Source organism: Neisseriaceae bacterium CLB008 (genome assembly GCA_041228285.1).
Taxonomy (GTDB): Bacteria; Pseudomonadota; Gammaproteobacteria; order Burkholderiales; family Neisseriaceae; genus JAGNPU01.
Map to the genome: position 1 here is coordinate 1,442,216 of CP166133.1, position 14,053 is coordinate 1,456,268.

14 protein-coding genes and 1 tRNA gene are annotated in these 14,053 nt (G+C 52.6%); 3 read left to right on the forward strand and 12 right to left on the reverse strand.

The window, feature by feature from the left end; genetic code table 11:
• The first annotated feature begins 156 nt into the window (after positions 1-156).
• Complete coding sequence (locus AB8Q18_06625) at positions 157-1,461, forward strand: replication-associated recombination protein A (GenBank protein XDZ52733.1); 1,305 nt, start codon at positions 157-159, stop codon at positions 1,459-1,461.
• A 310-nt stretch (positions 1,462-1,771) separates the two neighbouring features.
• Positions 1,772-2,923: a pyridoxal phosphate-dependent aminotransferase gene (locus AB8Q18_06630; GenBank protein ID XDZ52734.1), complete on the forward strand. Its 1,152-nt coding sequence runs from the start codon at positions 1,772-1,774 to the stop codon at positions 2,921-2,923.
• Between the two features lie 83 nt (positions 2,924-3,006).
• On the opposite strand, the gene AB8Q18_06635 is transcribed toward AB8Q18_06630, so the two are convergent.
• The 11 genes from AB8Q18_06635 to glpK all read right to left on the reverse strand — a co-directional run bounded on the left by AB8Q18_06635 (position 3,007) and on the right by glpK (position 12,021).
• The gene (locus AB8Q18_06635; protein ID XDZ52735.1) at positions 3,007-3,828 is read right to left on the reverse strand and encodes an undecaprenyl-diphosphate phosphatase; all 822 of its coding nucleotides are present in this window, start codon (positions 3,826-3,828) and stop codon (positions 3,007-3,009) included.
• Positions 3,829-3,887: 59 nt separating this feature from the next.
• A complete protein-coding gene (locus tag AB8Q18_06640) occupies positions 3,888-4,523 on the reverse strand; it encodes a thiol:disulfide interchange protein DsbA/DsbL (GenBank protein ID XDZ52736.1) in 636 nt (211 codons plus the stop codon).
• A gap of 110 nt (positions 4,524-4,633) precedes the next feature.
• The gene (locus AB8Q18_06645) at positions 4,634-5,425 is read right to left on the reverse strand and encodes an SPOR domain-containing protein (protein XDZ52737.1); all 792 of its coding nucleotides are present in this window, start codon (positions 5,423-5,425) and stop codon (positions 4,634-4,636) included.
• Positions 5,426-5,465: 40 nt separating this feature from the next.
• On the reverse strand, positions 5,466-6,956 hold the full coding sequence (locus tag AB8Q18_06650) for a YifB family Mg chelatase-like AAA ATPase (protein ID XDZ52738.1): 1,491 nt from the start codon (positions 6,954-6,956) through the stop codon (positions 5,466-5,468).
• A gap of 1 nt (position 6,957) precedes the next feature.
• Positions 6,958-7,227, reverse strand: coding sequence for an accessory factor UbiK family protein (locus AB8Q18_06655; GenBank protein ID XDZ52739.1), 270 nt, complete (start codon positions 7,225-7,227; stop codon positions 6,958-6,960).
• Positions 7,228-7,313: 86 nt separating this feature from the next.
• On the reverse strand, positions 7,314-7,763 hold the full coding sequence (locus AB8Q18_06660) for a hypothetical protein (protein XDZ52740.1): 450 nt from the start codon (positions 7,761-7,763) through the stop codon (positions 7,314-7,316).
• Positions 7,753-8,541 (reverse strand): NUDIX domain-containing protein, encoded by a 789-nt coding sequence (locus AB8Q18_06665; GenBank protein XDZ52741.1) that lies wholly within the window; start codon positions 8,539-8,541, stop codon positions 7,753-7,755. The genes AB8Q18_06660 and AB8Q18_06665 overlap by 11 nt, the downstream gene beginning before the upstream one ends.
• The gene (gene acpS / locus AB8Q18_06670; GenBank protein XDZ52742.1) at positions 8,538-8,918 is read right to left on the reverse strand and encodes a holo-ACP synthase; all 381 of its coding nucleotides are present in this window, start codon (positions 8,916-8,918) and stop codon (positions 8,538-8,540) included. Before acpS ends, AB8Q18_06665 begins: the two co-directional genes overlap by 4 nt.
• A complete protein-coding gene (gene pdxJ, locus AB8Q18_06675) occupies positions 8,915-9,655 on the reverse strand; it encodes a pyridoxine 5'-phosphate synthase (protein XDZ52743.1) in 741 nt (246 codons plus the stop codon). Before pdxJ ends, acpS begins: the two co-directional genes overlap by 4 nt.
• A 12-nt stretch (positions 9,656-9,667) precedes the next feature.
• A complete protein-coding gene (recO, locus tag AB8Q18_06680; protein XDZ52744.1) occupies positions 9,668-10,402 on the reverse strand; it encodes a DNA repair protein RecO in 735 nt (244 codons plus the stop codon).
• A 95-nt stretch (positions 10,403-10,497) separates the two neighbouring features.
• On the reverse strand, positions 10,498-12,021 hold the full coding sequence (gene glpK, locus AB8Q18_06685; GenBank protein XDZ52745.1) for a glycerol kinase GlpK: 1,524 nt from the start codon (positions 12,019-12,021) through the stop codon (positions 10,498-10,500).
• Positions 12,022-12,651: 630 nt separating this feature from the next.
• Between glpK and AB8Q18_06690 the strand changes: the two genes are divergently transcribed.
• Positions 12,652-12,727: transfer RNA gene (locus tag AB8Q18_06690), tRNA-Asn, on the forward strand.
• Positions 12,728-12,842: 115 nt separating this feature from the next.
• On the opposite strand, the gene AB8Q18_06695 is transcribed toward AB8Q18_06690, so the two are convergent.
• Positions 12,843-14,039: an acetyl-CoA C-acyltransferase gene (locus AB8Q18_06695; protein ID XDZ52746.1), complete on the reverse strand. Its 1,197-nt coding sequence runs from the start codon at positions 14,037-14,039 to the stop codon at positions 12,843-12,845.
• Positions 14,040-14,053: the final 14 nt, after the last annotated feature.

Here is a 14,053-nt window from a genome sequence, read left to right on the forward strand (position 1 = left end):
AACGATAATATAATATATAGTTTTATATTATGTATATTTATATAATATATATCATGACTATGTCAAGCACAGAGCACTTTTTACTGGCCTATTAAAAACACGTTAAACCGGAACATGATAAACTTAGGCTTTATTGACCTTTGCCGCCGCTAATCCATGAACGACTTATTTACCCGCGAACCCACCGCCCCTTTAGCCGAACAGCTGCGCCCCAAGACCCTTGCCGAAGTCAGCGGTCAACGCCATTTGGTCGGCCCAAATAAGCCATTAAGCCTCGCGGTTCAAAGCGGTAAACCGCATTCTATGCTGTTTTGGGGGCCTCCTGGCGTTGGCAAAACCACGCTTGCGCGTATTTTGGCCAATAGCTTTGACGCCCAATTTTTACCCATTTCAGCGGTATTCAGCGGCGTCAAAGACATTCGCGAAGCCTTAGAAAAGGCTCAGCACGCCCTTCAGCGCGGCCAGCACACGATTTTATTTGTAGATGAGGTGCATCGTTTCAATAAGGCGCAGCAAGATGCTTTTTTACCTTATGTTGAAAACGGCTTGATCACGTTCATAGGTGCCACCACTGAAAACCCTTCGTTTGAGGTTAATCCAGCCCTATTGAGCCGTGCTCAGGTGTATGTTTTAAAAGCCTTGAGTGAAGAAGAACTGATCGAATTAGTAGATAAGGCGCTGGCCTTACCTGATTATCAAGATGTGGCCATTGTGCCGGCAGCGCGTCAAGTATTGGCCCAGCTAGCCGATGGTGACGCTCGACGGTTATTGAATCTGGTGGAGCAAACCCACACTGCCGCGGCCACCCAAGGCGTCAGCAGCGTGGACTCAGCCTTCCTCGAAGCCACGCTCACGGCCAACGTGCGGCAGTTCGACAAAGGTGGAGACGGCTTTTACGAGCAGATTTCCGCCCTACACAAGTCGGTGCGTGGTTCCCACCCTAATGCCGCTTTGTATTGGTTCTGCCGCATGCTTGATGGCGGTGCAGACCCACGCTATCTGTCACGGCGCATTGTCAGAATGGCTTGGGAAGACATCGGCCTGGCTGATCCACGCGCCCTACAGATCGCCAATGATGCCGCCTTAACCTTTGAGCGTTTGGGTAGCCCTGAAGGTGAACTGGCCTTAGCACAAGCCGTGCTGTATTTGGCCAGCGCCGCCAAAAGTAATGCAGGCTATATGGCCTATAACAAAATGCGCGCTTTTGTGGCCGAGCAAGGTTCTAGCGCCGTGCCCGTCCACCTACGCAACGCGCCCACCAAGCTGATGAAAGAGCTAGGCTATGGCAAGGCCTACCGCTACAGCCACGATGAGCCGCACGGCTACAGCGCAGGTGAAACCTATATGCCCGACGGCATGGACGAGCCTGATTTCTATCAGCCAGTAGATCGAGGCCTAGAAATTAAACTGGCGCAAAAACTGGCCTTTTTGAAGCAGCTTGACGAAGACGCCACAGAATAATCTGTGATCAGCCCTAGCATAGGGTGGGTAAAGCGTAGCCTATCCACCCTTTCCAATACCCCAGCTCGTCTAAACCAACCATCTGCATGGGTCACGCCCACATGACGGCTAAAATTCTGGCCTGACAGCCCAGCGTGCCCACCGTATATTCTTCTTACGCTGTTCACGCCCCATCCCAAACAGCCACCGGACTCATCAAGCAGTTGCCCACCTGATCGCACTGTGCTAAATTATCTTTTAGACATCTAGACGCCAATAAATCCATAAAATCTATCCTAGGCGCCCATCAACCATCAAGAGGCACGTCCGCATGCACCCAAAAAGCAAACTGGCTCAGTTCGGTACCACCATTTTTAGCCAGATGACCCAGCTGGCCCAAACCCACCAAGCGCTGAACTTGGCCCAAGGCTTCCCAGATTTTGAAGCCCCACAACCTCTCTTAGAGGCGCTTGGGCGCCACGCCCTTGCTGGCCAAAACCAGTATCCACCGATGCCCGGCATTTTATCGCTCAGAGAAGCCGTAGCGGCCAAAATTGCCCAACGCGACCATAATCTGGTCAGTGCGGAACACGAAATCACCATCACTGGCGGCGCTACTCAAGCACTGTTTTGCGCCATTCAAGCTTTAGTCCATCCGGGCGATGAAGTCATCGTGTTTGATCCTTGTTACGACAGCTATGCGCCGGCGATTACCCTGGCCGGCGCCAAAAGCGTCCATATTCCATTACAGGCCAATGATTTCAGCATCGACTGGCAGCGTCTTGGCGATGCCCTGACAGAAAAAACCCGCCTGATCATTTTAAATAGCCCTCACAACCCTAGCGGTGCCTTAATCAGCGCCGCCGATCTAGATACCCTAGCTGCATTAATCCGTAGTCGAGATATTTATCTACTGAGCGATGAAGTATACGAACACTTGGTTTTTGATGGCGCCCAGCACGCCAGCGTGTTGGCCCACCCCGAACTGTATCAACGCGCCTGCGTGGTCAGCTCTTTTGGTAAAACCTATCACGTCACCGGTTGGAAAACGGGCTATATGGTGGCGCCACCCGCGTTGACGGCCGAATTACGCAAGGTTTATCAATACCTAAACTTCTGTGCCACCAGCCCCATCCAATATGCCTTAGCCGATTTCATGCAGCAACATCCTGAACACATTGATGAGCTGCCAGGCTTTTATCAAACTAAGCGCGACCAGCTCATAGAGGCTCTAGCACCCTCTCGTTTCACCTATACGCCCAGCCGCAGTACCTATTTCCAGATTGTCGACTACAGCGCCATTCGCAATGATTTAGACGATTTTGCCATGGCCCAATGGCTGACTCAGGAAAAAGGCTTGGCCACGATTCCCTTGTCGGCATTTTACCAACAGCCGCCGGTGGGCCAGAGATTGCTGCGGGTGTGCTTTGCCAAACGACCAGAAACCCTGGCGCAAGCGGGCGAGCTGCTGGCTGCGGTTTAAACACACTCAGGCAAAAGCATAAAAATAGCCTCATGCGCTAACGCCGCATGAGGCTATTTAATTAATGATCAAGCGTCAGCCGCTTAAGACCAGCTTACCCAGCCAAAATACCAGGTGGCCAAAATTACGCCCCCAAAAATAATGCGATACCAGGCGAACGGCACATAGTTTCGATGGGACACAAATTTAAGCAGCGCCCTAACCGCCACAAGGCCACTGATAAAGGCCGCTACAAACCCGACCGCAATCACGGCCACGTCATCGGCGCTAAACGCGCTGAAGTTTTTATACACGTCATAAATGGTGGCAGCAAACATCACTGGCACGGCCAAGAAAAACGAAAATTCAGTCGCCACCTTACGGTCTAGCCCATAAGCCATGCCGCCCATAATGGTGCTGCCGGAACGAGATGTACCGGGAATCAAAGCCAAACATTGGGCCAAACCCACCACTAAGGCGTCTTTCGCACGCATGTCTTCTACCGCCAAAACACGGGCTGGACGATGCGCTTGGCGACGTTCAATCAGTAAAATCACGATGCCGCCGATCACTAATGCCGTCGCCACGCTTACTGGATTAAACAAGATCGTCTTAATTTCTTTAATGAAAGACAAACCGACAATGGCAGCCGGTAAAAAAGCAATAAATAGGTGTAACACAAAGCGATTGACCGTACGGTCACGGCCAATATGGGTTAAAACGTGGGTAAAGCGGCTGCGGTATTCAAACACAATCGCCAACACGGCACCGAGCTGAATGGCAATTTCAAACACCTTGCCATTACTCTGAAAATTTAATAAATCACCCACTACAATTAAGTGGCCAGTACTGGAAACGGGCAGAAACTCCGTTAACCCTTCTATAATACCTAAAATTAAAGCTTTAAAAAACAGATAGATGTCCACGGTCTACGCCCAGTCGTAAAGAACAGGCAACCAAAAGGTTGCCTGTTCGGGTTGCTTAATTAAGCAGGTTTTTTCATGCCGCGCTCTTGGCGCACTTTTTGCACTAACTCATCCACTACGTTCATGGCGGTGTTCACGTCACGCATAATGACTTGGTACTTGCCACCCACGATGAGGCGAGGAGTGGAGTCGATCTTGTAATCCATAGTCATCTTTTGCATGGCTTTGGCTTCATTGGCGGCGGCAAAAGAATTAAAGTTTTTGGCCACTAATTTACCGGCTGGCGTGGTTTGCTTATCTAACCACTCTTTCATGACTTTCGGGTTGGCTAAATTGCGTTTTTCATTAAACACGGTATTGAAAATAGCAGGACCAACAGTGGTATTGGCTTTACTCATGTTTACCGCCGCGGCCAATTTGGCCCAAGGCAACATATTGTCACCCCAAACAATGTGCACCTGACGGAACGTCACGTCTGAAGGAGCTTTTTGGGTGTATTTAACAAAATGAGGCTCTAAGTTACGACAATGAATACAGGTGTATGAAAAGAATTCCAATACTTCTACTTTGGTTTTATTGCTTTGCGCAATCGGCGCTTTTAAAACTTCATAATCACGGCCTTCAACAATCGCCGCTTGGGCCACAGAGAAAGACAGCATCATTGCTGCTGGGAATAGCCATTGTTTAAAATTCATGTTATTTCCTACGATGGGTTAATAATAAACGGATACGGGCGTTAACAACGTGGCAGTCGTCCTAAGAGACCGACAGCTCGGCCTGAAGGTTCCATTCAGGCCGAAAATCACTAACGCACCACCATGACATCAACGCCCTTACCGGCCAGATCCGCTTTCGCGCTCTGGGTATCGGCAACGCCCATACGGACACGATACATAATGCCTTTTTCACCTAAATCACTCTTGATGACATTGGCAGTATACCCCATTAAGGCCAATTTCACTTTCTGTTCTTCTGCTTGTTCGGGTGTGCGGTAGGCGCCAGCCTGTAAAGTGCCTTGCTTGCCTGCTACTTTTGGTTGTTCAGCCGGTTTTTTGTCTGCTTTAGGCGGCGTGTCGGCTTTCTTTTCAGGCTCTGGTTTTTTCTCGGCGGCCGGTTTTGCGTCAGGCTCAGGCTTTTTCTCCACTGGCTTAGGATCGGCTTTTGCCGGTACGGCAGGCTTGGTCTCGACGACTAGGTTCTCTTTTTTGGCCAAATCTTTTTCAATGAACGCCCCTAGCTCATCGGGCGCAGGTTTGCTACTGCCTTGTTTCGGCGTTGTGGCTGGCGTCGACTCTATGGGTTTATCAGTCTGAGGCTGCTCAGGCTTAGTATCCGGTACGGACTCTGGCGCCGTTGGCTCTTCTTCACCGCCTAGCCATTCACTAGGATCTTTATGTAATATAGATTCCAAGCCATCGTTGGGCACAATGATTTCTGGCTCAGGCACCGGGGTTTCTTTTTTAACCACTTCAGGTTGAAAAGGGGCTTTTTGTTGGCTAAAAAACCAAAAGGCGCCGCCTAAAATCACCACTGCGATGAGGATCCCTAAAATCATGCCCCCTAGGGTTTGGCCTTGTTGTCGCTTCATGCTGTTCATGCGTTCATTCCAGAAAATTAATCATTAAAAAGATATTATATTATATTCGCCTAAAACTGACGGCTTTTAATAAATGTTGTTCCGCCACCATCGTGTGATCGTCCAAATCGGCAACAGTTCGCGCTACCCGTAAAAGACGGTGATAACTACGGGCAGACAAAGCCAATTTAGTCATCAGCTGCCCTAAACATTGCTTCGCTTCTGGGCTAATAAGCGCGACCTCATCCAATTCGGTGACGGATAGACGAGCGTTAATCACGCCTTGGCGTGCCATTTGCCTTGCTCTGGCCACGGCTACTCGCTCTTTCACCTGATCACTGCCCTCGCCTGGCGCCTGGTCTGCTAAATCGGCCTGGTCTAAGCTGGGTACGTTAATGCTAAGATCAATTCGATCCAATAAGGGGCCGGATATTTTCCCCTGATAGCGTGCAACGGTTTCTTGACTACAGCGGCAAGGCTTACTGATGTGGCCCAAATAGCCACACGGGCATGGGTTCATCGCCGCCACCAGCTGAAAACGCGCCGGAAACGTCGCCTGTCGAGCCGCCCGAGAAATATGGATTTCCCCTGATTCCAACGGCTCCCGTAACACCTCTAAAACGTTACGGCCAAACTCTGGCAGCTCGTCTAAAAACAGCACGCCGTGGTGAGCCAAAGAAATCTCTCCCGGGCGCGGATCGGAGCCGCCGCCGACCAAAGCCACCGCCGAAGCGCTGTGATGCGGCGACCGAAACGGCCGCACGTGTAGGCTAGCCTCATCAATGTTGTGGTACAGCGAACGCAAAGCCGCCGATTCAATCATTTCTTCATTGCTTAGAGGCGGTAAAATACTGGGTAGCCGGCTGGCCAACATCGACTTACCTGTGCCCGGCGGGCCGACCAACAGCAGACTATGGCCACCTGCGGCGGCAATTTCCAAGGCCAAGCGTGCCGTGTGCTGCCCTTTGATGTCTTTTAAGTCTGGCATCCCTAAGCCCGTAACCACGGTAGGTGCGCGTCCCTGGGCAGGTTCTATTTGGGTTAAGCCATTCAGATGCGCCGCCACTGCTGCCAAACTGTGTGCTGGATAAACCTGTGCCTCGGCCACCAAGGTGGCCATGGCGGTATTCTCCCGCGGTAAAATAAAGCCACGCTGGGCTTTAAACGCTTGCCACACCATGGCCAAAACCCCACGTACAGGCCTGATTTGGCCTGACAGCGCCAGCTCGCCAGCGAATTCATAGTCGGCCAAGCCATCGCTTAAAACTTGGCCGGAGGCGGCCAAAATACCGATGGCGATGGGCAAGTCTAAACGGCTGGATTCTTTAGGTAGGTCGGCGGGGGCTAGGTTGACGGTGATGCGCTTGGCGGGAAAATCAAAGCCTGATTGTAAAATCGCGGCCCGTACGCGGTCACGGCTTTCTTTGACTTCGGTGTCGGGCAAGCCGACGATGTTAAATACGGGCAGGCCGTTGGCCAGGTGTGCTTCCACCTCGACCAAAGGCGCCTGCATGCCGTTTAAAGCGCGGCCATACACCACCGCCAGGCTCATATTAGGCCTCGGGCGTTTCCGCCTCAACCACGACGGGTGCTTGCTGAGCTTCTAAAGCGGCCAAGCGGCTTTCTAGGGCGGCTAATTGCGCACGGGTTTTGAGCAAAACCTGCTGCTGGATGTCAAATTCAGAACGCGTCACCAAATCCATTTTGGTGAAAGAAGCAGACATCAGGGTTTTGATGTTTTTTTCAACATCTTTAGCTGGGCTATTGGCGATGGTTTCGCCTAGTTTAGCAGACAACTCATCAAATAATTTTTGGCCGATCATGGCTTACTCCTTAACTACGGTGATTATGGGGTCGGCATCAAGCGGCATCAGCCGCTCACCGACACTCTGGCGTCATTATACGGCTTTTAGTCCGCATTGAAATGTATTTTATATTGGCCTTGCTCAGTGCTTAAGAGGGCGATGTAATCCGTACGTTGGCTCACGCATACCGGTAGACGAACCTGCTGGGCTTCTAGTGTATCGGCGCCCTCGGCGGCAGGTATCAAACGATAGCGGTTAAAGCCCATATCCATGTCGACCATCTCAAAGCTCACGCTCGCCTCTTGCGTGACATCCACCCCGCTGAGGGTGATGTTAAACGGTGTTTGGGCCGAGATCGGCGCACTCATGCGAAATACGGCACCGTTACCATCGGGTAAGGTGCAGCCACTGCGTACGTTACAGTCGAGCACTTGGACGTTTTTAGTCCCCTGCTCTTGCTGCCACCATAACAGCATCGCCACTTTTACGGCGGCGAAGGCCAGTAAGGCAATGGCAATGGCCCATTTCTGACCGCGCGTTAATTTATTCATCATATGCATCCTGAACCAAGGCATGCAGTCCAAGGGGCAAGAGCGCCTCAGCCGCCACATTGGGTGTATACAGGCCGATCAAGGGAATGGCACAGCCTTCATTCAACCAGATGCGCGCCTGCGCTACCGCCTCTGCATCGACCAAACGACACACCATGGCGTCTAAACCTAAAGCCTGTGCTTGGGCTACATCGTCAGCCGTAGCGACTTCAGCCACGGCCCACTGCATCGTCTCTGGTCGCGCCTGAAGCTGGCGCAGCTGCGCCACATTAAATAAGCCATGCGTCGGCGGCGTCATGACCTGCTGAACCGGCAGCACCGACCATTCACCACGTTGGTTGTGGCCGCGCAGTCCTTGACTGAGGTTCCCTTGTAAAGACGTAGGCAAAGCCAGCCCCTTTAAAATAGGGGCATTGGCCGGCAGCATGGGCTCCACCGTCAAGGCGCCGCTGTCTTGCCAACAATAGTCTTGCTGCTCCAAGGCCTGGATTGTGCCCTGCCAGTCATGAATTTTATAAAACCGCAGGCACACGCTGGCGTGCTCGTACACGTGGCGTTTGGTTAACCATGGCGTGGCGGCACCCACGTCGATGCCCAGCTCTTCTTTAAATTCACGCTGCAATGCGCTCAACTCATCCTCGCCAGGCTCTACTTTACCGCCGGCAAATTCCCAGTAGCCAGCGTAGGCCTTGCCCTCGGGGCGTGAACTTAATAAAAATTGGCCGACGTCGTTATACAACACCCCTGCCACGACTTCTGTCCATTGTTTGGTTTGTGTCATCTTTGCTCGGCGATGGCGAAGGCCACCACATTGTCTCGTTCGTCAGAAATACTGAGGTGTACCGTGCTGATGCCGCGCTCGGCCAGCCAATCGGCCAATTCGGGGGCACAGACGTACACCGGCTTACCTAAGGGGCCGTGGCCCACGCCCACGTTATGCAAGGTCACCGGATGGCGTAAGCCTTGACCTACGGCCTTGGCGAACGCCTCTTTGGCGGCAAAACGCTTGGCTAAAAACACCGCCGGTTGCTTTTGGGCAGTGTAGTCACGTTGTTCAGCCTCGGTTAAGATTTTCTTCACCAAAGCTTGATCATGCTTGGCCAACAGCGTTTCAAAGCGGTGAATGGCCGCAATGTCGGTGCCAATGCCGTAAATCATTCGGTCCAGGCCAGGCTCAAGCGGGCTTGTAAAATGGCTTGGCGCATTTGCTTAATGGCTTCTGGTAGGCCTAGGAATAAAGCTTGGGCAATCAAAGCATGGCCGATATTCAGCTCTTTAATCGCTAGGATCTGGGCAATAGGCTTTACGTTGTGAATGGTTAAGCCGTGGCCAGCATGCACGGTTAGGCCTTGAGCATCGGCGTAAGCTGCTGCGGTTTGAATGCGTTGTAGTTCTCGCTCTTTGTCTTCTGGATGTGCTGCATCGGCATAGGCACCGGTGTGAATTTCGATCACCGGCGCGCCTACGGCCACGGCGGCATCGATTTGCTTAAGGTCGGCATCGATGAATAAAGACACGCGAATGCCTGCTTCGGTCAAAGACTGGACGTATTGTTTCACCAGCTCAAACTGGCCGATCACGTCTAAGCCGCCTTCGGTGGTGACTTCTTCACGCTTTTCTGGCACCAGGCACACGTCTTCTGGCAACACATTTAAAGCGTTTTGTAACATTTCTTCGGTTAACGCCATTTCTAAGTTCATGCGCGTTTTCATGCTGTTTTTAATGGCGTAAACGTCGTCGTCTTTAATGTGGCGGCGGTCTTCGCGTAAATGCACGGTAATGGAGTCTGCGCCGTGGGTTTCGGCCAGTAGCGCCGCTTCAACTGGGCTTGGGTAAATGGTGCCGCGGGCATTACGCACGGTGGCAATGTGATCGATGTTCACGCCTAACAACATGAAAAACTCCTTTTATTTAAGTGAGTGCAGCTGCGCCATAATGTGGCGGCTGTGTAAGCCTTCGGGCAAGCGAAAAGCCAATAACATTCGGTTCAGTAATAATACATCTTGTAAGCTTTGGGTGCTGGTTAATTTGCCTCCAGCCAAGGCCAACAGGCTATGGCCCTCAACCAAAAGTTGATGCGGCTGAACCACTTCATTACGCCAGCGTTTAGGATTGTGTTCCGGCGCCATCAAATAATAGGCATCAGCCTCAATGGCCAAGCCTAATTCATCGCTGACGATGCTAGGCGCCACGCCTAAGGCCGTCAGCAGCGCCCATTCAAACAGCCTCAGCGCTTCAGCCAATCGTTCATTGCGGCAAATCGCCGCCAAGACCGTGCTTAAAGCGGCAAACAAGCTGGGGCTCGGATCGTCGCGAATGGTCAGCTTCAGCATCAGCTCGTTCACGTAAAAGCCGCTCATCAACGCCGCGCCTTGGGGCTGTGGCCAACCGCCCTGCCATTGAGCCGTGTGTAGGGTGCGTAACTCATTCTGACCAAACCAAGACAGCGTCAGCGGTGCAAACGGCATCATCACGCCACGCAATGCCGACTGTGGTTTACGGGCACTACGCGCCAGCAGAGGCACACGACCATAATCTTGGCTATACACCTCCACCCACAGGCTGCTTTCGCGCCAAGGGTAGCTGGTGAGCACAAAGGCTGGCTGGTGATCAATACGCTTGGCTTTACTGGCTTTGGTCATGGGTAGGCAAAATCAATCGACGAGAAAACCCGATTATAACCGAATCCCCTACAGTATTGGGGCTGGCGCTTAAGCGGCCGCAGGAATAAGGCCACTTAGGCCTCCGGCAACGGCGCATCAACGCACTCAAATGCCTGCGTGGCCTTAACCGCTCGCTGCCAACCGGCATATCGATGCTGACGCATGGTCGCCGACATCTGAGGCATATAGGCCTGAGCCAGCTGCCAGTTGGCCTTAATTTCATCTAAGCTGCGCCAGTAGCCGATCGCCAGGCCGGCTAGGTAGGCTGCGCCCAATGCCGTGGTTTCGTTCACCATCGGCCGTTCAATGGGCAGATTCAAAATATCGCTTTGATACTGCATTAAAAAATGATTCTGGGCCGCGCCGCCATCTACGCGCATGCCGGTAATCGGCATGCCTGCATCGAGCCGCATGGTTTCCATGACGTCTTTGGTTTGGTAGGCGATGGCCTCAAGCGTCGCGCGAATCAGGATTTCTTTACTGGTGCCGCGGGTGAGACCAAAGATTGCCCCTCGCGCGCTAGAATCCCAATGAGGCGCGCCTAAACCCACAAAGGCCGGCACCACGTAAACGCCTTCGGTTGAGGCCACGCTGAGGGCATACTGCTCGGTCTCGGCGCTGTCATCAATCATCTGTAGCCCATCGCGCAGCCACTGCACCGCCGAACCGGCGACAAAGACGCTGCCCTCAAGCGCATACTGCACCATCGGGCCCACGCTGGCCGCAATGGTGGTGATTAAGCCATGTTGAGATTGAATCGGCGTGGTGCCCGTGTGCATCAGCATAAAGCAGCCTGTGCCGTAGGTGTTTTTCAGCTCGCCGGCGTTGAAACAGGCCTGACCAAACAGCGCCGCCTGCTGGTCACCCGCCGCGCCCGCAATGGGCACCTCTTGACCAAACAAGTGGCTCGCCGCCGTAGTTGCATACACCTCCGAAGAAGGACGAACCTGCGGCAAAATAGCCTTAGGAATGTTCAACAGCCGCAATAAATCCTCATCCCAAGACAAAGTGTGGATATTGTAAATCATGGTCCGCGACGCATTGGTGACGTCGGTCACGTGGGCTTGGCCGCCGCTGAGCTGCCAAATTAACCAGGTGTCGATGGTTCCGAATAATAAATCGCCTTGCTCCGCCCGCTCACGGGCGCCTGGAACATGCTCTAAGAGCCATTTGATTTTAGTGGCTGAGAAGTACGCATCCACACGCAGGCCTGTTTTCGCTTGAATCGTTTCCTCATAACCGGCCTCGATGAGCGCATCAGCAATGTCGCTGGTTTGACGTGACTGCCACACCAAGGCTCTGTGAATCGGTAGCCCCGTTTTTTTATCCCAAATAACCGTGGTTTCACGCTGATTGGTGATGCCAATGGCCGCAATTTGCGCCGGACTGGTTTGGGATTCGGTTAACACCGCCGCCAACACCGTCTGTACTGAAGCCCAAATTTCATTGGCGTCGTGTTCTACCCAGCCTGGCTGGGGGAAATACTGACGAAACTCTTTTTGTGCCTGATGCACAATGGCGCCCTGACGGTTAAACAAAATCGCGCGGGTGCTGGTGGTGCCTTGGTCGATGGCCAATATGTATTTTTCTTGACTCATGTGCCTAACTTCTCATGGTTTAAGGCGTCGTCAATATTCGCTCATTGAACATCATTGAGCGAATACATAGACAATAAAGGCTAAGGATAACGTAAATTAATTCAACCTAACAGGTATGGGGCAGAAAATGCCCTCTCCTCGATCTCTTATGCCGACTCTTGACCTGACGACGGTGTGTGAGCTAGTTATGAACACACAATGCTTGCTGGTTCTGGGCACTAGCCGTGAGCTTATGCTTTTTGTTCAAAGGGCTGGATCATGCTTCTTAGGCAGCGCTTCCAGACACGCAGCTAGTCACCCTATTATTCATTGCTTACAGGGGTAGAGGCTGGCCGATCAGCTAAGTGGGCAAACTGATCACCCTTAACATGCGTTATGTTAAATTTTAACTATTAAGTATTATTAACCAAGCCCTTTTTATCCAGATTTTACGATTTACGGCGCCAGCTCCATAAAAAATGGCCGCCCTCAAACCAATAAACGCATCCCAAAAACCGCCTCAAAGCCTTTAAAAGCAGGCGTCTTGCTAATTATTATCCGATTAAAATCAACCCTCTTAAGATTTATGCTGATTTATTCACGCATCAGCGCTTGACAGCTTGGCCAAAATTACGCAAAATGCACGCCTATTCCCTGATAGCTCAGTCGGTAGAGCGACGGACTGTTAATCCGCAGGTCCCTGGTTCGAGCCCAGGTCGGGGAGCCAAATATCAAAAAGGCCTTATCGAAAGATAAGGCCTTTTTGCTGCGTCAACGCCTTCCTCAACATAAGCCATCAGCCTTTTGCGCTTAAATAGTCCCCTACTTTTTACGTTACGCCCTCAGGCTTCTGGCCACACTTCAAACAAGCCAGCGGCGCCCATACCGCCCCCTACACACATGGTCACCACGGCATAGCGGATGCCTCGGCGCCGCCCTTCGATCAGCGCATGCCCCACCATTCGGGCACCCGACATGCCAAAAGGATGACCAATGGCGATGGCCCCGCCGTTTACGTTTAAAGCCTCATTAGGTATGCCTAAAACATCGCGACAATGGATCACCTGTGCCGCAAAGGCCTCGTTTAGCTCCCATAAACCAATGTCGGCCATACTCAGTCCAGTCTGCCGCAATAGCTTAGGCACGGCATAAATAGGGCCGACCCCCATTTCACTCGGTTCGCAGCCAGCCACGGCATAGCCTCTAAAAATGCCCAGCGGTGTCACGCCTAAACGTTCAGCCTCGCGACGGCTCATGACCACGCAGGCGCTGGCACCGTCAGACAGCTGGCTGGCATTTCCTGCCGTGACGCTCCCCCCCTCTAAAACGGGCTTAAGCCTAGCTAACCCAGCCGCCGTGGTGGCCCGAATGCCTTCATCTTGAGCCAGGCAAACAGCCACCTCAACCGCCGCCTCACCGCTTGGATCGGGCACGAGTTTATGCGTGGGCATCGGCACGATTTCCGTCGCCAATCGGCCTGCGGTAACTGCAGCCGCCACCCGTTCTTGGCTTTGCAGGCCATATTCATCTTGCTGCGCCCTACTGATGCCGTAACGAATCGCCACATTTTCCGCCGTTTGCAGCATGGTGGTGTAAACGTCAGGCCGATGCTCACGCAGCCAAGGCGCCTGTTGGTACCAAGTATTGGTGTGTTCATTCATGCTCAAGCTTAAAACATCCAAGCCACCCGCAACGGTAATCGGCACACCGTCGACCAATACCCGCTGAGCAGCGCTCACGATCGCCTGTAGCCCCGAAGCGCAAAATCGACTGACGACCATGCCAGCAGTCGTGACGGGCAGCCCCGCGTGCAAGGCTATTTGGCGCGCAATATTGCCGCCCGTCGTGCCCTCGGGCCTACCCACGCCAAAAATCACATCGTCTACCTGATCTGGCAAAATACCGGCTCGTGCCAGACTAGCCGAAACCACATGAGCCCCTAGTGCAGCACCATAGGTATGGTTAAACGCGCCTTTATACGCCTTACCAATGGGCGTGCGTACCGACGCCACAATCACCGCTTCATCCTGCTGAGTCATCCTGCTGCTCCTCA